This is a genomic window from Hyphomicrobium sp. MC1, assembly GCF_000253295.1.
In the GTDB taxonomy this organism is placed as follows: domain Bacteria; phylum Pseudomonadota; class Alphaproteobacteria; order Rhizobiales; family Hyphomicrobiaceae; genus Hyphomicrobium_B.
On the sequence record NC_015717.1, the window covers coordinates 543,453 to 564,560 of the forward strand.

At 60.5% G+C, this 21,108-nt stretch carries 13 protein-coding genes; 2 read left to right on the forward strand and 11 right to left on the reverse strand.

Features of this window, described 5'->3' with window-relative positions:
* Positions 1–45: 45 nt before the first annotated feature.
* The 6 genes from addA to ahcY form a co-directional block, all read right to left on the reverse strand.
* Positions 46–3,633: a double-strand break repair helicase AddA gene (addA, locus tag HYPMC_RS02510; RefSeq protein WP_013946198.1), complete on the reverse strand. Its 3,588-nt coding sequence runs from the start codon at positions 3,631–3,633 to the stop codon at positions 46–48.
* Positions 3,630–6,743 (reverse strand): double-strand break repair protein AddB, encoded by a 3,114-nt coding sequence (addB, locus tag HYPMC_RS02515; protein ID WP_013946199.1) that lies wholly within the window; start codon positions 6,741–6,743, stop codon positions 3,630–3,632. Before addB ends, addA begins: the two co-directional genes overlap by 4 nt.
* Positions 6,743–7,483: a nucleotidyltransferase family protein gene (locus tag HYPMC_RS02520; protein ID WP_013946200.1), complete on the reverse strand. Its 741-nt coding sequence runs from the start codon at positions 7,481–7,483 to the stop codon at positions 6,743–6,745. Before HYPMC_RS02520 ends, addB begins: the two co-directional genes overlap by 1 nt.
* Positions 7,484–7,508: 25 nt before the next feature.
* A complete protein-coding gene (locus HYPMC_RS02525) occupies positions 7,509–9,056 on the reverse strand; it encodes a bifunctional tRNA (adenosine(37)-N6)-threonylcarbamoyltransferase complex ATPase subunit type 1 TsaE/phosphotransferase (protein ID WP_013946201.1) in 1,548 nt (515 codons plus the stop codon).
* Positions 9,057–9,068: 12 nt separating this feature from the next.
* Complete coding sequence (locus tag HYPMC_RS02530) at positions 9,069–11,573, reverse strand: PAS domain-containing sensor histidine kinase (protein ID WP_244420963.1); 2,505 nt, start codon at positions 11,571–11,573, stop codon at positions 9,069–9,071.
* Positions 11,574–11,802: 229 nt separating this feature from the next.
* Positions 11,803–13,212, reverse strand: a complete 1,410-nt coding sequence (gene ahcY / locus HYPMC_RS02535; protein ID WP_013946203.1) for an adenosylhomocysteinase — start codon at positions 13,210–13,212, stop codon at positions 11,803–11,805.
* Positions 13,213–13,586: 374 nt separating this feature from the next.
* Between ahcY and HYPMC_RS02540 the strand changes: the two genes are divergently transcribed.
* Positions 13,587–15,026, forward strand: a complete 1,440-nt coding sequence (locus HYPMC_RS02540; protein ID WP_013946205.1) for a pilus assembly protein — start codon at positions 13,587–13,589, stop codon at positions 15,024–15,026.
* Between the two features lie 101 nt (positions 15,027–15,127).
* Here HYPMC_RS02540 and HYPMC_RS02545 read toward each other — a convergent pair whose 3' ends face one another.
* The 5 genes from HYPMC_RS02545 to HYPMC_RS02565 all read right to left on the reverse strand — a co-directional run bounded on the left by HYPMC_RS02545 (position 15,128) and on the right by HYPMC_RS02565 (position 18,997).
* The gene (locus HYPMC_RS02545; RefSeq protein ID WP_013946206.1) at positions 15,128–15,433 is read right to left on the reverse strand and encodes an HPr family phosphocarrier protein; all 306 of its coding nucleotides are present in this window, start codon (positions 15,431–15,433) and stop codon (positions 15,128–15,130) included.
* Between the two features lie 9 nt (positions 15,434–15,442).
* Complete coding sequence (locus tag HYPMC_RS02550) at positions 15,443–15,844, reverse strand: PTS sugar transporter subunit IIA (protein WP_013946207.1); 402 nt, start codon at positions 15,842–15,844, stop codon at positions 15,443–15,445.
* Between the two features lie 116 nt (positions 15,845–15,960).
* Positions 15,961–16,431, reverse strand: a complete 471-nt coding sequence (locus HYPMC_RS02555; protein WP_013946208.1) for an HPr kinase/phosphorylase — start codon at positions 16,429–16,431, stop codon at positions 15,961–15,963.
* Positions 16,415–18,265, reverse strand: a complete 1,851-nt coding sequence (locus tag HYPMC_RS02560) for a stimulus-sensing domain-containing protein (RefSeq protein WP_013946209.1) — start codon at positions 18,263–18,265, stop codon at positions 16,415–16,417. Before HYPMC_RS02560 ends, HYPMC_RS02555 begins: the two co-directional genes overlap by 17 nt.
* A 27-nt stretch (positions 18,266–18,292) precedes the next feature.
* Positions 18,293–18,997 carry a response regulator transcription factor gene (locus HYPMC_RS02565; protein WP_024275335.1) on the reverse strand — a complete coding sequence of 235 codons (705 nt, stop codon included), beginning with the start codon at positions 18,995–18,997 and terminating at the stop codon, positions 18,293–18,295.
* A gap of 498 nt (positions 18,998–19,495) precedes the next feature.
* On the opposite strand from HYPMC_RS02565, the gene HYPMC_RS02570 reads away from it, so the two are divergent.
* Positions 19,496–21,085: a phosphoenolpyruvate carboxykinase gene (locus HYPMC_RS02570; protein WP_013946212.1), complete on the forward strand. Its 1,590-nt coding sequence runs from the start codon at positions 19,496–19,498 to the stop codon at positions 21,083–21,085.
* Positions 21,086–21,108: the final 23 nt, after the last annotated feature.

Sequence of the window (21,108 nt, forward strand, 5' to 3'; positions counted from 1 at the left end):
GGTCGCGGGCAATGCAAAAAACCGACACCACAAGTAGGGATTAGCTCAAACAGCGTCAAGGCTGCCCAGGTCCAGGTCCCAAAGGCGGCCCGTATAGGCATCGAGGACGTCTGCCGGAATTTCCATGAGTCGTGGGCCGTCCGTCCAGAGGAGTGCCGCCCGGACGGTCTTGCCGGGATAGATTTCATGGAGGGCGAGGCGGTAGGCCGCGAGCTGGTAAAGATAAGCGTCTGCAACCAGATGGACCTCGGCGGGCGGCGGCCGGTTGGTCTTGTAATCGATGATCAAGACTTCCTGCTCGGTGATCGCGATGCGGTCGATCTGGCCCGACAAATCGAGCGCCGGGCCTGTGCCTGCCGGACGTGGAATGACGGCCGCGAGAGGCGCTTCAGCGACGCTCTGCGGCCCGAAGATCGCAGCGAAGGCTGGATCGTTCAGAACGGCAAGCGTTTCGCGGACTACGCTCGCGCGGACCTTGGCTGGAAGAGCCGCGCCGCGCCATTCAACGAAGGTCTCTGCGATTTCTGCGCGACGATCTTCATTAACGGATGGCAGATGCTGCAAAAGCGCATGAGTGAGGGTGCCCCGCAGGAACCGGTTGGGGCCGCCGACTGAGAGCGGCGATGGGCTGTCGTACGTCGCGGCGGCATCGCGCTTTGCCGGTGCAGCAGGTTCGCCTTCGGCGTCAGGCGCGTAAGGCTCCAGGCGCGATGGCGCGAGCGGCACGGAGAGTTTGGGCTCGGCCGCTGCGCGCTGGGTGGCGAAATCGGGGCGAGCAAGAATTTCACTCTCAACACCTTTTTCATGTTTTGGTTTTTCAGGCGCTGCGATCTGTGGCGTTTCCTTGCGCCAGATCTTCTGGCCGTCGTCACGCACGATTTCGGTCATGTCCGGCGTGAGCGCTTCGGAGACGACCTCATACCAGCATCCCGGCGCCTTGCCGCGCTTGCCTTCGAAGCCTGCGATATAGAGCCGGTCTCGTGCGCGCGTCATTGCAACGTAGAGCAGCCGATTTCTCTCTTGTGTATCGAGCGCCTCTTTCTTAGCGCGGGCATTGCTGACGGCGGGCACTTTCGACGTGCCTTTAACGGCCCAGACGATGGGTTCGGCAACCCCATCCGGTCTGGCAATGTCGCCGAGTTTCACGAGCCGCGATGTGGCGTCTTCGCCTGACGCGGTCGTGCAGGTATCCGGCAGGAACACAATCGGGGCTTCAAGTCCCTTGGCGCCATGCACCGTCATGACGCGGACCTCGTCGCGGCCGTGGTCCATGTCGCGTTTCACTTCGGGGTTCGCGGCGCGCAGCTTCGATAGAAATTGTGTCAGCGACGGCGGATTGCTTTCATCGTACGACAGCGCGAGATCGAGAAATTCGTCGATGATGTCGGCGGCTTCGGGGCCGAGGCGGTTCAGCATGCGCGCGCGCATGCCGTCGCGTTCGAGAACGGCCGAGTAGAATTCGAATGGCGGCGTGAAGTCGGCTTTGGCGCGCCAACGCTTTAGCGTTTCGGCCGCGAAGACGTATTGGTTTTTGACGGCTGCCTTGTCGATCAGGGCTTTCCAGAGCGTCTTCTGCTTGCGGTCGTAGGCGATGTCGAGCAGGTCGTGATCGTCGAAATCGAAAAGCGGACTCTTGAGAACGGTTGCAAGCGCCAGATCGTCCTCGGGCAGCGTCAGGAAATCGCCGAGCACCATGAGATCCTGCACGGCGATCTGTTCGATCAGCTTGATCCGGTCGGAACCGGCGACAGCAATGCCACGGCGCTTCAAAGCAGCGACCATCGGCACGGCGAAGGGATGGCGTTTGCGCACGAGGATAAGAATGTCGCCGGGTGTGATGGGCCGGTTCTCAGAGAGCAGCCGTTCGCCGCTTTTGAGCCAAGCTTGGATCGTGTCAGAAATGCGATCGGCAAGGCGGTTGGCGGGCGATTGCTCCTTGCCGTCGGAAAGCGGCTGCCATGGATCGGCGCCGGTGGTGTCGTCCGATTTTTCCGTGTCCCAGATTTCGACAACGCCCGCGTGTCCGACACGGTTTGCGACGTGCGTGATGACGCCCTCATTCGCCATCAAGCCCGGTGTTCGTTTGGCGTCGCTGAAGACCTGATCGACGGCGTCGAGCACCGGTTTGACGGTGCGGAACGAAAGGGTAAGCGGCACACGTTTCCACGTGCGTTGGGCCTGCATCGCGAGATCGGCGAAGCGTTGCCCCATCTCGGCGAATTTCTCGGGAGCAGCGCCTTGGAACGAATAGATGGATTGTTTCTCGTCGCCGACAGCAAAGAGTGTGCGCGTCGCGCTGCCGGCACCTGCATCGGAGAAGAACTCGCGCGCCAGTCCGGAAACGATTTCCCATTGCTCCGGGCTCGTATCCTGGGCTTCATCGACGAGGATATGATCGAGGCCACCGTCGAGCTTGAAGAGCACCCATTGCGCTTGGCCGTTGTCGCCGGTCAGCAGGTCGCGCGTTTTCAGTATGAGGTCGTCGAAATCGAGGGCGCCGGCGGCGCTTCGGGCGGCGGCATAGCGACGGAGCACGTCGCCCGCGATGCAATAGAGCGCGAGGGATGCTTCGACGAGCGTCAGCGCACGCAGTTCTTGCGTGAGGCCGAAAAAGTTCTTCTGAGCTTGTTGGCAGCGATCGTGCAGCCCCGGCTTTTCATCGCTCAATGCCTTGGTCATGAGGCTTTTGCGAAGAGCTTCACCTTTTTCGATCAGGAAGTAGTCGGAGAGAATATCGGCGCGGCGGCGATGGTTGTTTTCACCAAGCGCGGCAGTGAGCTTCTCCCCATTGCCGGTGTCCGTCTTTTTTCCCTTCAGCAGATGTTCGGTGAGTTCGCGAAGGTCGTCTGGCGAAAGCACGTCTGCGCATTCGCGATGGAGATCGGCGACAGCAACGGCCGCGCGGATGCCAAGGTGTTGACGAAGCAGCGTGTCCATCAAGGACAGCTCTTCGACGACGTCGCCAGGGCTGATATGCGCGGTAGCTTCGAGCCACTTGCGCTCTTCGACCGCCTTCGAGATGAGCTGGTCGAATTGCGAATCTGCGGCGTAGCGAATGATAACGTCGAGCGCCTTGCCAAGCGGAGAATTCGGATTGCTGGTCGCGAGCGTCAGCGTCGCTTCGATGGCGTCGGCCTTGAGATCTCCAGCGGCGACGTCGTCGAGGATTTTGAAATCCGGCGGAACGCCCGCTTCGAGGGGAAAGCGCTGTAGCAGCCGTTCGGCGAAGGCGTGGATGGTCTGGACCTTCAGGCCACCTGGCGTTTCGATGGCGTGGGCAAACAGCGTGCGGGCGTGCGCCATCAGGCTGTCAGGAACGGTTTCGCCTGTCACGTCAGTCAGGTCTTCGCGCAGCGCTTTGTTTTCGGCGGTCACCCAGCCGGCGAGACGGTCGAAGACGCGCTTCGACATTTCGGCGGCGGCAGCCTTCGTGAAGGTGAGGCACAGAATGCGTTCGGGACGCGTTCCGGCGAGCAGCAGGCGCAGCACGCGCAATGTCAAAACGTGGGTCTTGCCGGTTCCTGCGTTGGCGTTCACCCAGGCGGAATTCAGCGGATGCGATGCCGCGCTCTGGTTGGCGTCGGTCTCGCGCTGAATGTCTTCGACGGAGATTTTTTTGACTTCGAGGTTCATGACGAGGCCTCGTCTTCGACGTGAGCGGACCATTCGGCAACGCGCGCGAGATGGGCGTAGGCGTCGTAATCGTAGCGATAACCGGGGCGGCGGATGGCGCGATATGGCGTTTGCGGATTATCGAAGGTCGTGATCAGTTGCTCGAGGCCCGTGCGTGCTTCGGCGGCAAGGGCAGCAACGTCGTCGGTTTTGACGATGCGTTCCTCTCCAGGCGGCTCGCTGCCGGAAGCGCGAATATAGCGCAAAGCCTGAACCGAACGCCGTGACAGGTTGGGAAAGCCCGTTTCGCTCGCTGCGATGGCGGCTTCGAGCGGAAGCTGCGGCGAGCGTCCGGATTTGACTGCGGTATCGTTTGGCGCAGCCCCCGTCTTGTAGTCCGTTATGACGATAGCTGTTCCCAGATCGTCTATGCGGTCGGCGCGGGCTGAGAGCGTGAAGGGTTCGGCCAATCCCGTAAGCACCAGGCGGCCGGAGGTTTCAGCGATGACGCTATCGACGCCGGTGCGGCGAGCCGCTTCGGTCATCGCAAACCATTCAAGAAAGCGTTCGAGACGCGGCAACCAGAATGCTGCGATCCGCGGATGGCCCGTAAAACTTTCGAGCACGCTGGTCGCGATGCGCTTGAGTTCGCTCTGCGGATCGGCGGGGAGGGCAGCAGGGAATGTCCTGGTGAAATCCGCAACGACCTTATGAATGATGCCGCCGCGAAGACTTGCGTCCGGCTCGGCGCCAAGCTCCGGTAATGGCTCAACCGCAAGGATGCGGCGGGCAAAGATCGCATAAGGGTTGCTCGTCCAGCGTTCCACTTCCGTCACGCTCATTCTACGTGGACGCATTTCGAATGGAGGCCTGGGTTCCGGAGCCTGAATAGTGCGGCGGTTTTGCGGATCAATGTGATCGCGCGCGCGCGCCCATCCGAGCCAGGGCTTTTTGGCTTCGAGAACTGGAAGCAGATTCATGCCCTTCAGTAGCGCCGTCACGCGCATCAGCCAGCGCGATGGGACAGTCGGCACGCCATCGACTTTTTCGGCGCGCGTGAGATAGACGGTTTCGGCGCCAAGCAGCGAGATGAAATCGTGCGCGGCACGGCCGATTTCTTCTTCCGGTGACGGCAGACCGAGTTCGGTGCGCATCGGCCGGTTGAGCCACGCGCCGGGTTCGGCTGCTTCGGGCCACGTGCCTTCGTTGAGCGAACCGACGATCAGGACGTCGGGTTGCTGTAAGCGGGCTTCGAACGGGCCCCAGATCGAGATACGCGGATGCACGGCCGTTCGTTCGCGGACGTTCGCGCGCGATAGAAGCGTCGCGTAGAGATCGGCGTAATCGGCGGCGCGGATTTCGACCTTGGGTGTGTCGGGATTCAGCAGATCGGCGAAGAAACGCGAAGCCATCTCGCCGGCCTCGCCTTGCCAGAGCTGGTTTTGCTCGGACACGCCGCGCTCGTCTTCTGGCCATGCTGCAAGTGCTTCTGCTGCCGCTGCGTGCGCGCGTGCGAGGTCTGCAAGCGTGTGTTGATCGTCGGAGGCATAGAGTTCGCTGAGGGAGCCGAATGCGTCGGCCATTTTGAGGACAAGTGCTCGCGCGCCTTCGGTGTCTTCCGGCCAAAGCCGTTCGGCGGCGCGGTGCTTGCGCTGGTCTTCATCCAGGTCGGCATGGTCGAGCGCGGCGATGATGCCTTCGACGCCGCGGCCGAGATACGGCCTGCGAAAGGCGCTGATTTCAAGCGCGCGGGCAAAGCGGCGGATGTCGAACGCCTTGAAGCCGATGCGACAGAGCGGGTGGTGGAGAAGGGCCATCGTTTCGGCCGGCGCGAACCTGCTGACGACTGCATTGATGACGAGAGCGAGGAAAGCGCCGGGAACGGTTTTGGCGAAGGGACGTCCGGCGCTATCGTCGACGCGAATACCCCAGGCTTCGAGGCGGATAGCGACGCGGCGCGCCAGCAGGCGATCCGGGGAGACGAGGGCGGCTTTGCGGCCGGGCGTTTCGATCGCTTCTCGCAGAATCAGCGCGATCGTTTCGGCTTCGTCTTGCGCCGACGGCGCTTCGACTAGCGAAACGCCGGCGAGGCCCTTGGCGAGGTCGGCGCGGTTGGCGTGCGTTGCGAAATCATGCCAGAGGTTGGTTGTCGCCGAAGGGCGCATCGCTTCGCTGAAAAATGCGGAGCGTGTGCGGCGGGCGGCGTCGATTTCCAATCCCGGCAATTCGTGCACATCGGCGCGTGAGACGCTGAGATTGTCGAGCAGTTTTTTCAAGCCGAACTGCGGATGCTCGGGATGTTCCGGCGTAATCCTATTCCAACTGGTTTCGTCCAGCGACGTGTCGAGAGCGGGCAGGACAACGGCGCCGGACGCGTGCGTCGCGACGGCACGCATGAGGGAAACCGTCGCGGGAATAGACCCGGTAACGCCGGCGACGATCACGACCTCGTCAGGCTTCAGACGAGCAATGCGTTCCGTTTCGGCAAGGATCAGCGCGTTGCGGCGCGCTTCGGGCGAGGCGAGGGCGTTGGCCGCGAGATACGCGGGCCAGAACTCGGTGACGATCTTGAGAAATTCGACGGTTTTCTTCCAGTGCTCGGCATAGTTTTCCGGCACAAGGCTTTGGATACCAGCTAGCGAGACGTTCTCACGCTCGATGTCGTCCATCAGCTTGGCGAGTTCGGTGGCGAGCTGGGCGGCTTGTGCGGGCGTCGAGCCAAGAGCCGTCTTGTCGGTCGATGCTTCGGCCATCGTCTGCCGCCAATGGCCGACGAGCTGCATCAAGACCAGCATACGATTGAGCGGATTGATCGCGGGCGTCTGCTCCAGTGCGTCGATGCCGGACCGGCCGAGTTCAAGCAGATTGGAAATCAGTGAGACGTCGTCGTCGCCCTCGGAAATCGGCTGGATGCGCGGCATGATCAGCGCGCGTGTGCCGGCCACGGACAGGAAAGCTTCGCGAGCGGCGCGTGCGGCACGTCGGGTCGGCAGCAGCAGCGTGATTTTCGGAAGAGAGAGAATGTCAGGCGCGTTGCCGCCCGGCCGCGGCAGATCTCCCTTCAAAATCGCACGAGCGAGCGCTTCCAGAAACGGCACGCCGAGCGGCAGAGTGAAGACGTTCGGCGCCATCAGTCGGAACTCGTCGTCAGCGGTTCCATAAGGGCGGTTTCAGCTTGGGCCAAAGCCTCGGGCGTGCCGACATGCATCCAGATGCCTTCGAGGCGCAGGCCAAAGAGGCGTTCTCGTTCTATGGCTCGGTTCCAAAGCTTGTTCAGCGAGAACGGGCCTTCGGGAGCACCATCAAATAACCGCGGGTGCGCAATCGAGACCCCTGCAAAAACGAACGGCGCCATCTTCGGGCCGGACTGACGCGTGAGCCGGCCGATCGGGTCCATCTGAAAATCGCCACGGCCGTCATAGCCGATGCTTACTGCGAGTGGGGCGACGAGCATCAAGCTGTCCATCGTCCCCTCGTCCCAGGCGTCCAGCAGCCGATCGAGGTTCGAGCCTAATCCCTCGATCCAGACGGAATCGGAATTATGGATGACGAAGGGATCATTTCCGAGCTTCGGCAGCGCGTGAAGCGCGCCGCCGCCGGTATCGAGCAAATGCTTGCGCTCGTCGGCGATCATGATCTGCGGCTTGGCGCGGTGGGCGAGGTGCCGTTCGATCTTGTCGGCAAGGTAATGGACATTGACGACGGCTTTTTTGATCCCTGCGGTGGCGAGGCGGTCAAGCACGTGGTCGATCAAGGGTTTGCCGCCGAGCGGCACGAGCGGTTTTGGGATCGTGGCGGTCAGGGGGCGCATGCGCTCGCCTTTGCCGGCAGCCAGGACGAATGCGCTAGTTGGGCGCTTGGCGGACGTCATATCGAATGCGTCTCCGGAATTCGGGTTAAATATTCAAGGCTTCTGCGCGCAGGCTGCGAGGCAGGTTGTCGTCATACCATGCCCTCAGCGGCGCGAGCACCTCATGCTGCAGATCTCGTTCGAGATACCCCCAGATGCGTGGCACATGGGCCAAATATTGCCGTTTTCCGTCCCGCGCTGCGAGACGGGCAAAGATACCAAGAATTTTTGTATTTCGTTGGGCGCCGAGAGCAGCATAGCTGAATGCAAATTCGGCGGGGTCGAACGCGGGATCGCGGGCGCTAATGGCGTCGACGTAACGCGCGAACATCCGCTTTTCCAGGTCTTCCGGAACGTCGAGGCGCGCGTCCTGGAGCAGCGAGACGAGATCGTAGGCCGCCGGCCCGAGCATGGCGTCCTGGAAATCGATGATGCCGACGTCGCGGGGCGGCGTGCGATTGTCGAGTGCGATCAGGTTCGGAGAATGAAAATCGCGCAGCAGCCACGTTTTGGGTTGCTTGAGAACGCGATCGAAAACGGTTTGCCAGAGTCCTGTGAAGGTGTCGCGCGCGGCCTGGGGCGCGGGACCTCCACGGAGCGCGGGCCAATACCAATCGAGAAGCAGTTCAGTTTCGATTTCGAGAACGCCGCGATCGGCAACAGGCAACTCGAACATGGTCCCGTCGGAGAGCGAGATCCTTTCAGGCGGCGCGGTCGCTTGAACGGCGATGAGCGCATCGACGCCACGCTGCCAGAGAGCACCCTGATCGCGGCCTTTTTTGACTTCGGCGCCAAATACGGCGTCGCCGAAATCTTCGATCAGCAGCAGACCAGCGGATAAGTCTTCCGCGAGAATGTGCGGCACCGAAAGACCGGCGGCTTCAAGCGTTCGGTCGATGGCGACGAAGGCTTTGACGTTTTCTGCAAGGTGCGCGATGGCGCTGTAGGATTTGCCATCGCGGATCGGGGGACCGTCAGGCTTTTGCGGGGCATCCATCAGGATGGCGCGCGAGCCGTTAGCCTTCACGAGGCGAGCGTAGCGGCGGGGCGAGGCATCGCCTTGGAGATAGCTGAATGCCGTTGTGGCATCGCCCCAGCCGCTGCGATCGAGGAATTTGCGGATTGCAGTAAAGCGTTCGAGCCGGGCGGTGAGATCGACGGCGGCTTCGAGGCGCACGTCGCGGCGGTCGAAAGCCGTCGTCTCATCGAAGCGGATCGTCAGCCGGTCTGCGGCGATGCGGCCGTCACCGCGCGAGGGCCATTCGACGATGGCAATGCCGCGGGCGAGTGCCGCGTCGAGGCCAAGCTCGTCGATTTCGCTCGGATCAGACAGGCGATAGAGGTCGAAATGCGCGATCTCGAAGCGCGGCGTCTCGTAGGACTGCACGAGCGTAAATGTCGGGCTCGGGATTTCGAGTTCGGCGTCACCTGCTACAGCGCGGATGAAGGCGCGCGCGAATGTCGATTTTCCGGCCCCCAAATCGCCTTCAAGGGCCAGCGTGTCGCCGGGTTGGACGAGAAATGCGATTTCCTGCGCTAAGCGCGAAACGTCGCCTTCGGTGAGATCGGGAAATGAAAAGACCGTATGTGTCATGGCGCCCGCTTTTTACGCTGCGCGCGTGCCGCCCGCCAGTCTCTCCGTGCTGCCGCCGGAGCCGCCTGCGGCGCCGTCCGTCGTCTGAGCGATCGGTTCTTCCGGGATGCGAACCATGACGCGCGTACCACGGCCTTCTTCCGATGTGATTTCGATGGTGCCGCCGTGAAGTTCTACGAGGCTTTTGGCGATTGAAAGGCCGAGACCGGCGCCCCGGTGCTCGGAACCGCGGCTGCGGCTTTCGAAGCGCTGGAAGACCCGGCCGATCTGGTCCTTCGGGATGCCGATGCCGTCATCCTCGACGCGGAAATTGATCATGCCGTTTTCACGCCAGCAGGCGAGGCGGACCGTGCCGTTGACTTTCGAGAAGCCGACGGCGTTTGACAGAAGATTGTAGAGGACCTGACGCATGCGGGCTTCGTCCACCATGATTTCGGTGACGTCGTCGGCGACCGCAATGTCAATGGTGAGGCGAGAGCGGACGGCGCGTTCGCGAATGCCGAGGATCGCTGCGTCGATGATGGCGCGGACGCCGGCCGGCGCGAGCTTCAGTTCCAAGCCGCCCGCTTCGATCGTGGTCAGGTCGAGAATGTCGTCGATGATCGCGAGCAGCGTTTTTGACGACGACATGATGTCGGCGAGGTATTCGCGCTGCTTGGCGTTGAGGGCGCCGAAGATCGGGCTCGCGAGCATATCTGAGAAGCCGATGATCGTGTTGAGCGGAGTTCTTAGCTCATACGAGATGTGACCGATGAAATTCGTTTTGAGGCGGTCGGCGGCGATGAGCGCTTCGTTGCGTTCGACGAGAGCACGTTCGGCGCGCTTGGCATCGGTGACGTCGGCGAATGTCAGAAGCGTGGCGCCATCCGGCAGAGGCATGAGCGCGTAGTCAATGACGAAGTGATCGGTGCGATCCATCTGGCCTGAGAACGTCTCGCGCTCGTCCTGGAAGGCGGTGACGGCGCGCCCGATACGCAGCCACGTGCCGGCATCGGGAAAGAGCGATTGGACGGCGGCGATGATCTCGCCGATGTGCGGCAATTCATTCAGTTTGCGCGGCGGGATCTGCCAGATGTCGCAGAACGCGCGATTGAAGAGCTTCAGGCGTCCGTCGGTGCCGAACACAGCGACGCCTTCTTTCAACGCATCAAGCGTTTCGCGCTGGACGTCGATGAAGGCGTTATATCGGCTTTCGAGTGCGATGCGGTCGGTTTCGTCGGAGAAAAGGTAGGTCACTCCGCCGTCTGCGCGCTGTTCGGCGATGACCTTCACAATGCGGCCGTCGGTCAGGTGCCAGACATCTTCGAGCGGCGTGCCGGTGCGCGAGGTAGCAAGCACCTGCACTTTCCAATCGCGGTGGCTGACGACGGGCGGCAGAGCGCCGATTTCGCGCAGGCGATCGAGAATGTCGCTATCGGTCGGGCGGGTGGCCAGCCAGTCCGGGTCGAGCGACCAAAGATTTGCGAAAGCCGTATTGTGGAAGACGAGCTTCTGATCGCGGTCGAAGATTGCGACCGCCGTCTCGACGCGGTCGAGAGTGCGATCGTAGGCGGCAACCTGGCGGTCGAGTTCACCTTGCGCGGTTTCGATGTCGGTTACGTCGACGGCGGCGCCAGCGGTCATGCCATCGACCGGCAGGATGACGATATCGTGCGGCTTGCGCTGGCCGCCCGCGATCAAGTGCACGCGGGACTTATAGCTGTCGCCGGATGCAACAGTCTTTGCGATCTGGCGGCGTTGGCGCGTTTCGAGCAACTCGATCTGACGTTCGAGAACTTCAAGCTCGCTATCGGCTTCGACGGCCTTGACGTAGGCAGAGTTGACCCACACCAGACGGCCTGCCGTATCGCGAAGCCAAACCGGCATCGGCAGCGTTTCGAGCAGAGCGCGGCTTGAGCGGATGTCGCGCGCCAGCGCGTCGTGCTGTTCGTCGATGCGGGCGATCTGGGCTTTGTAGGTCGATACGTCTTTGAAGCGGAGCACTGCGCGGCCGCCGGCGGCGCGGCCTTCGGCTTCGAGCGTGCCGCCTGCGATCGTCTTTAAGATGATGTTGAACGACCGGCCGTTGGTGAACAGCTTGTCGAGCGCGGCCTTGAGCGTGTCGGCGGATGGTGCTTCCAGCCATTGGCCAAAACGCAGGATCTCGGCGTGCTGATCAGGAAGGCCGGGGATGCCGGTGAGCGTGTGCGAGACGATGCGGACGGCCTGTCCCTGCTCCCAGAAGATCAAGACCTGGGGCTCGGCGCGAATGATGGCGTCGGCAGCAGCAAGGTTGCGGCGGAGGTGCTGGCTTTCGGTTTTGGCCTTTCGTGCCTCTTTCCGCGCCACGCTCGCCATGTGCCAGACGATGAGGGCGGCGATGAACACCGCGCCGGCGACAAGGCCGCCAACAGCGAGTTGGCGAAAATCAAACGACGCTACAGTGGCGCTGCGAGCGCCCACGAGTACGGTCAACAGGGTGGCAACCAAACCCATCGCCGCCGCCAGCAGCAGCGCGAGCTGGAGCTTGGTTCTCAATCGTCGGCCGGATGGTGGAGTCGTCGGCATCATATTCCATTGCGCATAAAAGCTGGCGATCCGTCAGGTGCAGACGCGCCTATGCAATCCGAGTCTCGCGACGCGAATCACTTTCAGTATGGGGCTCTAGGGGAACGGCCGCCACCGCGGGAGCGTGCACAAATTGAAACGGCGCCAGAGTGTTTCCCTGGCGCCGCGTTTCTCGTCTTTTTGTCGGTCTGAAACGATCTCAGTACCGATAATGGTCGGGCTTGAACGGGCCTTCCGGCTTGACCCCGATGTAAGCTGCCTGATCCGGGCGAAGCTTCGTCAGGTTGGCGCCAATCTTGGCGAGATGCAGCATCGCGACCTTCTCGTCGAGGTGCTTCGGCAACGTATAGACTTCCTTCTTATACTTGCCTTCGTTCGTGAATAGCTCGATCTGCGCCAGCGTCTGGTTCGTGAACGACGCCGACATGACGAACGAGGGGTGACCCATGGCGTTGCCAAGGTTCACAAGGCGGCCTTCCGACAACAGGATGATGCGACGGCCGGTCGGGAACTCGATCTCGTCGACCTGTGGCTTGATGTTGGTCCACTTGAGGTTCTTGAGACCGGCGACCTGAATTTCGTTATCGAAGTGGCCGATGTTGCAGACGATCGCCCGGTCCTTCATGGCACGCATGTGCTCGACCGTGATGATGTCCTTGTTGCCGGTGGCGGTGACGAAGATGTCCGCGCGCGGGGCGGCGTCTTCCATCGTCACGACTTCGTAGCCTTCCATCGAGGCCTGAAGCGCGCAGATCGGATCGACTTCTGAGACCATCACGCGACAACCGGCGTTGCGCAGCGAAGCCGCCGAACCTTTGCCGACGTCGCCGAAGCCAGCAACCATCGCGACCTTGCCGGCCATCATGACGTCCGTGCCACGGCGGATACCGTCGACGAGGCTTTCACGGCAGCCGTAGAGGTTGTCGAACTTCGACTTGGTGACCGAGTCGTTGACGTTGATCGCGGGCCACAGCAATTTGCCTGCCTTCTGCATGTCGTAGAGACGATGCACGCCGGTGGTCGTTTCTTCCGACACGCCCTTGATGCTTTTTGCGATCTCGGCGAAGTAACCCTTGGGCTTTTCCTTCAACTGCTTCTTGAGCAGTGCGAAGAAGACTTCCTCTTCCTCGGAGCCGGGCTTGTCGAGAAACGCGGTGTCGCCGTTCTCGGCGCGCAGACCGAGGTGGACGTACATCGTGGCGTCGCCACCATCATCGAGGATCATGTTCGGATGGCCGCCGCCGTGCCAATCGAACAGTTTTGCGGTGTAGTCCCAGTAATCCTTCAACGTCTCGCCCTTGATGGCAAAGACGGGGATGCCGGCTGCTGCGATGGCTGCGGCGGCGTGGTCCTGGGTCGAATAGATGTTGCAGGACACCCAGCGGATGTCGGCGCCGAGGGCGGCAAGGGTCTCGATCAGCACGGCTGTCTGGATCGTCATATGCAACGATCCGGCAATGCGCGCGCCCTTCAGCGGCTTTGCAGCGCCATATTCCTCACGGGTCGCCATGAGGCCCGGCATCTCGGTCTCGGCGATGGCGATTTCCTTGCGCCCCCACTCGGCGAGGCCGAGATCCTTGACGATGTAATCGGAAAATTTCGTGCTCATGCGGCTCAGTTCCTCATAGATGCACCGTGACCTGCACCGCGTCGGCGCAGACAGCGCGCGTTCCATGCTCCCGTACCGGGTTGCATGCCGTCTTGGACTTTCCCGGGTTGCTATAGCGAACTCACCCTCGCCGCGCAATAACATATAAACAAGTCTTTATGTCTTTTCCGCGCCGCGCGCCCCGGGGGTGACGGACCCACCAAGATTTTCTGGTAAATGAAGTCTTGTATTTCTAAATACAATTGGTTTTTTATTTAAACTTCTTAAGTAATTTCGTGTTAATCTCATAAATAATTAAAAATTAGCGCATTAATTTCCTATAAATCTATCCGCCCGCAATGTGACGCCCAAGTATATTTCCGTGGAGGCGGATAATGAAGTGCGCGTTGGTATGGCGTAGTGCACTGAACTCGGGGCGCAGCGTCTGGGCGGTCTTGGCAAGCAGGAAGCGGTGGGCCGCACTCGGTTCCGATGAGCGCGGAAGCGTCGCGATCATCTTCGGACTTACGATTTTCGTTCTTTTTGCAATGATCGGCTTGGCTGTCGATTACGCGCGTTTCGTCAACGCACGTTCGCAGACGATTGCCGCGACGGACGCAGCCGTGCTCGCCGGAGCGCGGGCTTTGCAATCAAATGGGGGCGATCAGGCGGCTGCTGTTCAGGTCGCGGAGACGTATTATCAGCAGGGTGTCAAAAGCCGCATCAAGGTGGTTCCACTGTCCGACAATATCAATTTCTTCGTGTCCGACAACGGCACGGCGATGTCGACGACGGGCAATGCGCGGATCTCGACACCATTCATGCACTTGGCATTTGGGTTGGGTGGAACCGAGTCGTCGACTTTGCCCCTACTTCGCGCGGACGGATCGGACTATTCGAAAGCTGTGTTGGCTGTGGGCGGCAATGGCGAGCAGAGTCTCGAAGTCAGCTTGATGCTGGACATCACGGGCTCTATGGCCGGTCAAAAGCTGACGGATATGAAGGCAGCCGCAAGCGATCTTGTGAACATTGTCGTTTGGCAGGATCAGAGCCAATACACGTCGAAGATCGCGATCGTGCCGTTCGCTTACGACGTTCGTCCGCCGAGTTCGATATTGAAGAATATCAGAGGAGTTGGCAGCAGCACCAACACCACCCAGAAAATTAGCGGGACGACCTACAATTTGTCGGACTGCGTCGTCGAGCGTGCAGGAAGCGAGGCCTATACCGACACAGCTCCCGGAGCAGGCAAATACCTCATGGGACATTACGTTAAAAAGACTAACAACAAGGTCAATTGCGACGTGCCTGCGGCAGCCGAATTGTTGCCGTTGACCAGCGATAAGTCGGCGTTGTTGACAAAGATCAGCAACCTTTCGACAGCGGGCAGCACGGCAGGCCATCTTGGCACGGCGTGGGCGTGGTATTTGCTTTCTCCGAACTGGGGAAGCCTATGGTCGTCTACAAGCCGGCCAGCCGCGTATGGAACCGAAAAGCTCAAAAAAATCGCTGTGCTCATGACAGATGGTGAGTACAACACTCAATACACGTCGCAAGGCATTCCCGACGGTTCGTCATCTCTTACGAAGTGCCCTAACGCAGCGAACGGCGTTTGTTCGAGTGCTCAGGCAGTGTCACTTTGCAAAGGTATGAAGGCGAAGGGTATCGAAGTTTACACGGTCGGTTTTCAATTGGACAATCAAACGGCGGTCGACACGCTTTCAACGTGCGCCACCGACGCCAATCACTTCTACAACTCATCGACGGGCGATGCGCTCAAGGCTGCGTTCCGCGATATCGCGCTGAAAATTTCGACCCTTTACCTCTCGCAATAACGGGCGAGACATCGGGCACTGCAAAAAAAGGGAACGCCCAGGCGTTCCCTTTTTTGTTTGTGCTTGGTTAGTCCGCTTCGCGAAACCAGCCGCCATGTGGATCAAGCGTCGCCGATGCATTCTTCGTCGAAACCGGCTTCGACGAGGTGGACCAAGGCCTGAAGCGCTTCCGGTCCTTGCGGGCCTTCGGCGACGATGTGCAACTCAGATCCGGGTCCAGCGGCAAGCATCATCAGGCCCATGATGGACGTGCCTCCGACTGAATTGCCGTGATGGGTAACCGTGACAGCGGCGTCGAAGCTTTCCGCCAGCTTCACGAATTTTGCCGACGCGCGGGCGTGCAAGCCTTTGACGTTGCGGATGATGACTATGGCTTCCGGTTTCAGGCTATTGGCCAGTTCGGGCATCGCTCGCTCTTAACCGCCAGAGAGTTCTTGGCTCGCAACTTTGATGTATTTCTTGCCGGCGTCGCGGGCCATAATGACAGCTTGGTCAAGAGGTGTCTCGGCGCGAATGCTCGCAAGCTTCACAAGGATCGGCAGGCTTATGCCGGCGATCACTTCGGCCTTCGTCTCATCCATCACCGAGATGGCAAGATTAGAAGGCGTTCCGCCAAACATATCCGTCAGGATGATGACGCCTTTGCCGTTATCGACGCTCTGCACGGCATTCAGAATTTCGAGACGACGCGCTTCCATGTCGTCGTCCGGTCCGATCGCGATCGTTTCGAGCGCTTCTTGTTTTCCGACGACGTGCTCAAGCGCATTGCGAAATTCTTGCGCAAGCCCGCCATGCGTGACGATGACAAGTCCGATCATGTGCGACGGGCCATTTCAGTACCATTCAGCGGAGCCGATTGTAGCTTCGCCGTTTGGCGCGGAAAGTGGCAAGTGTTTGCCGTCGGTGCAAGAGGTTTCTGGATCGACATCGAACCTTACGGCGCAAAACGTGACCGGGGCGCCATCGTGATTGCTGTCACAAGCTTAAGGGCGCTCGAACTCTCAAATGGATATAGGTGGAGGAGCGGAATTTCGAGCCCTAAAATGCGGATTTCGGGCCAAGGATCAGGATATCTCTCGATGCTGCCGTCGCTGACGAGGTCTGCGACGAGGACGAGATTTGCTTGCGCGATGGCGTCAACCTCCAGGATGCCGAGGCCGCGCACTTCAAGTTTACCGCGTAGGGGCGCGGGCGCACTGGCGACGATGTCAGGGCCTTGCTGCTTTAGTAGGACCTGGTCGTCGGCGACGAGCTTTACGGTGTCGCGAATGAGGCCGGAGATGCCGAGCCCGAGGCAGCGGAACGCGAGGTCGGACTTTCCGGCCCTGGATGCTCCGCGAATGAGCGCGGCGCGGCTGCCGAGGGCGATCGCTGTGCCGTGAACGCGCTCAACTTCGCCAGACAAGCCCGACTCCAACAATGGGAGATAGCGGGAGGCGAACGGTAAAGCGCGCGCCCTTACGCAACTGAGGGTCGTCCTTGCTGCGGTTCTCGGCGAAGATTTCGCCGTTATGGCTGGCGATGATCTCGCGCGAAATCGAAAGCCCAAGTCCGGAATTTTTTCCGCGCTTGGCGTCGGTCAGGGGCCGGTCGCTGTAGAAGCGATCGAAGATTTGTCCGAGCTTGTTGGAGGGAATGCCGGGTCCCTCGTCTTCGACGGTGATTTCGACATTGGCGCTGTTGGGCCGGGCACGCACCGTCACCATCGTGCCTTCCGGCGAGAAGGATAGGGCGTTGTCGATCAGGTTCGTGAAAACCTGGCCGAGGCGGCTGTCGTTGCCGCGGACCGTATAGGACGCCGGGCCGCCGGGTTCGATGAACAGCCGCAATTTTCGGCTGTCGTCGGCGAGCATGTCGGTGAAAAGCGCGTTGATGTTTTCGAGCACGACCCGAATGTCGATCGGCTGCATTTCCTGGCGAGCCAACTCGGCATCGAGACGCGAGGTGCTGGAAATGTCGTTGATGAGGCGGTTCAGGCGTTTCAGCTCGGCCTGGATCTCTTGGACCAGCTCGGTGCGATCAGTATCGGACTTCGCGTAAGCCAAGGCTTCGGCCGTCGAGCGGGCGGCAGCCAGCGGGTTTTTCAGTTCATGCGCGACGTCGGCCGCGAACTTCTCGCTGGCTTCGATGCGCCGGTAGAGCGCGTTCGTCATGGAGACGAAGGCGCGACCGGTCTGCCCGACTTCGTCGCGGCGGCCCGTCATGTCAGGCAACTGCTCGCGGGCGGAGATGTTCTGCGTCACGCGGTTGGCGGCATCGGAAAGCCTGCGCATGGGGCCAGCGACCGTTCGTTCGAGTACGAGCGAGCTTCCGACGGAAACCACGAGCGCCATCGCGGCGATCTGCAAGATCAGCCAGCGCTCGTCCCAGAGGATGTCGTCAATATCGCCGGGGTTCGTCGAAATTAGCAAAACGCCGAGGATTTTGTTTCCGCGCTTGATCGGCTCGGCCATCGAGACGATTTGCTGTCCGTGGCGATTGAGCAGCAGAATGGGCGTTTCGATACCATTGATCGCAGCATTGCGGACTTCCGGATAGAGGAAGCCGTTGGCGGTGCCGAGTTCGCGGTAGACCTTCAATTCCTTGTTGATCACCCAATAATGCAGACGCGTCCAGAAATTCTTCAGGCGCGGTGTCGGGTCGTTGGCGTCAGGTGGCGGGTCCGGCTTGTCGTTGCTGTTGGAGAACAGCGCGTCGCCGTTGAGGATCAGTGTGCCCTTGGCCGAATAGATACGTGCTTTGAGATCGGCGGGGCCGACAAGCTTTCTCAGAATGATCGCCGCCTGATGCGGGTCGATCGGCAGTTCAAGGGCTGCGAACGCATCATCGCGCTGGGCGCGCAACGGCGCCTTGTCCGGAATGCGGTTGGGATCAAAAATCGCGCGCTCGTTGACGGCGCGGTAGGCGATGGCTTCGGCGGTGATGCGCGAAACAGTTTTGACGACGTCAACCTTGGCGTCGAGCAGCCAGCCGTGATGGAGACTCAAGTAGAGCATCGCGAACAAAAGCCCGGCGAGGCCGAGCAGGTTCGCAAGAAGAATGCGGCGTCGCAGGTTTTTCCCGATGACGCGCGCAATCCAACCTTTCGCCAGCCAGCTACCCGTAGCCGTCGCAGCACGCGCCGCGAAGGCGCGTGCATCAAACTTAGGCCGCGATTTAGCCGTTTCAGGCGCAGCGATCTCGCCCGCGGGGCTTTCAAGCGCTGCCGCTGTCGAGATGTCGTTGCTGTCTAGTGCCATCCCGTCCCCGGTGGCTTATCGGGTCGCTTACTCCTTGAAGCGATAGCCGACGCCATAAAGTGTTTCGATCACGTCAAAGTCGTCATCGACCTGCTTGAACTTCTTGCGAAGCCGCTTGATGTGACTGTCGATCGTCCGGTCGTCCACATACACCTGATCGTCGTAGGCAGCATCCATCAATGCGTCGCGCGTCTTGACGACGCCGGGGCGCGTTGCCAGCGCCTGCAGGATCAGAAATTCCGTGACCGTCAGTGTGACGGCCTTGCTATCCCAGTGGCAAGTATGACGCTCGGGATCGAGTTTCAGTTTGCCGCGCTCCAGCACGCGCTTGGCTTCATCTTCGGTGGTCGTGCCGTCCTTGGGCGAAACACGACGGAGCACGGCCTTCACGCGTTCGACGATGAGGCGCTGCGAAAATGGCTTCGCGATGTAATCGTCGGCGCCCATCTTGAGGCCAAACAGCTCGTCGATTTCCTCGTCCTTGGAGGTCAGGAAAATGACGGGCATCGCGGATTGCTGGCGCACCCGGCGCAGCAATTCCATGCCGTCCATGCGCGGCATCTTGATGTCGAAAATGCCAAGGTCGGCGGGCTCTTCCGTCAGGGCTTCGAGTGCTGAAACACCGTCACCGTAAGTGCGAACCTTGTATCCCTCGGCCTCCAACGCCATCCGCAACGAGGTCAGGATGTTCCGCTCGTCGTCGACGAGTGCGATGGTGCTCTTTTCCTTCATCTTTTCCTCTTCTGCCCCCTCGGTCGCGACGGGAATGCTCGCCATGCCCCTTAGGCGCATATGGCGGCATGGTGTAGCAATTGTGGCGCTCCGATCAAATGGGCTCCGGAGGCTGAATAGTACCTGAATAGGCGACGGGGCCGCTGTCGGCAAGCAATGTGGCGAAATTCGCAGCTTACAAATGCAGAAAAGCGCTTGTTTACGGCCTTTATTCGCCGCATGGTCCGCGTAATGACGACTCTTAGGAATTCTGAGCGGTAACACAGTGTTACCGGTTTTTTCGCGTTCTTATCCCTTTTATCGTCCCAAGTAGGACCTAAGAACGGCTTGAGTTTGCAGCTATCCTCCGCCAACAGCGGGACGATCCCGCCGGAGCGACTTTATTGTGCGGCACAAATGGGCGAGTGGTGCGTTTTTCGCCCATCGATGGTTCGCCGCGCTGGCGTGATTATATGTGCGCTGCGCCGAGAGGCGCTTACCCCAAAGGGCTAAAATCTTATGACCGAGCTGTTTCCCACACTGCCCTCTCAGAAGGTTCGTCGCAATCTCCGCGAGGCCGAGTTGATGGAATTCATCATTCGGCGCGGCGAGGGCCGGCTTGCCGCGAGCGGCGCCGTCGGCGTCGAGACTGGGCAGCACACGGGCCGCTCGGCAGAAGATAAATATATCGTTCGCGACGATCAGACCGATGACGCGATCTGGTGGGACAACGCGAAGGAAATGTCGGAAGAGCAATTCGACCGCCTGCTTGCCGATTTCGTCGGCTTTGCGCGTCACAAGGAACTCTTCGTCCAGGATCTTTATGCCGGCGCCGACGCCGAGCACCGGCTCAACACGCGCGTCGTGACCGAGCACGCCTGGCAATCGCTGTTTATTCGCCATCTGCTTCGGCGGCCTGAAGCGAGCGAGCTTGAGAACTTCCTGCCTGAGTTCACGGTCGTCGATCTGCCGAGCTTTCGCGCCGCGCCGCTCTATCACGGTACGCGGAGCGAAACGGTCATCGCCTGTAACTTCACGAAGCGCATTGTTTTGATTGGCGGCACAAGCTACGCGGGCGAGATCAAGAAGAGCGTGTTCTCGTATCTGAATTATTTGCTGCCGCAGAAGAACGTCATGCCGATGCACTGCTCGGCGAATGTGGGCAAGGACGGCAATTCAGCGGTGTTCTTCGGTTTGTCGGGAACGGGTAAGACGACATTGTCGGCCGATCCGTCGCGGGAGCTTCTCGGTGACGACGAGCATGGTTGGTCGGAAAAGGGCATCTTCAATTTCGAGGGCGGATGCTACGCGAAGACGATCCGGTTGTCGCAGGCCGCCGAGCCGCAGATCTGGGCGGCGTCCAACCGCTTCGCCACGGTTCTTGAAAACGTCGTGATTGATCCGGAGACGCGCATTCCGGATTTTGACGACAATCGCTTGGCTGAGAATTCTCGCTCGGCCTATCCCTTGGATGCCATCGCCAACGCAAGCCCGACAGGGACGGCCGGACATCCAAAGAACATCGTGATGCTGACGGCCGATGCGTTCGGCGTGCTGCCGCCGATTGCGAAGCTGACGCCGAGTCAGGCGATGTATCATTTCCTTTCAGGCTTCACGGCGAAGGTTGCGGGCACGGAGAAGGGCATGGGCTCGGAGCCGAAGCCGACCTTCTCAACGTGCTTTGGTGCGCCATTCATGCCGCGCCATCCGAGTGTCTACGGCAACCTGCTGCGTCAGCTCATTGCTGAACATGGCGTCGATTGCTGGCTCGTCAACACGGGCTGGACCGGCGGCAAGTACGGAGAGGGTTCACGCATGCCGATCAAGGTGACGCGCGGCCTGCTCAATGCGGCGCTTTCCGGCACGTTGAAAGAACAGCCGATGCGGGTCGATCCGGTGTTCGGTTTCGCTGTCCCGGTGGCGATGGACGGGATCGATCAGAAGCTCCTCAATCCGCGCCAGACGTGGGCCGATCCGAAAGCCTACGATGCCATGGCGTCTAAGCTCGCACAGATGTTCCACGATAACTTCGCGAAGTTTGCGGCTTACGTCGACGCCGAGGTCATGAAGGCAAGCCCCGTCGTGCAGCCGGGTATCGCGGCGGAATAACGCGCGTTACGCTCGAGGCGGGG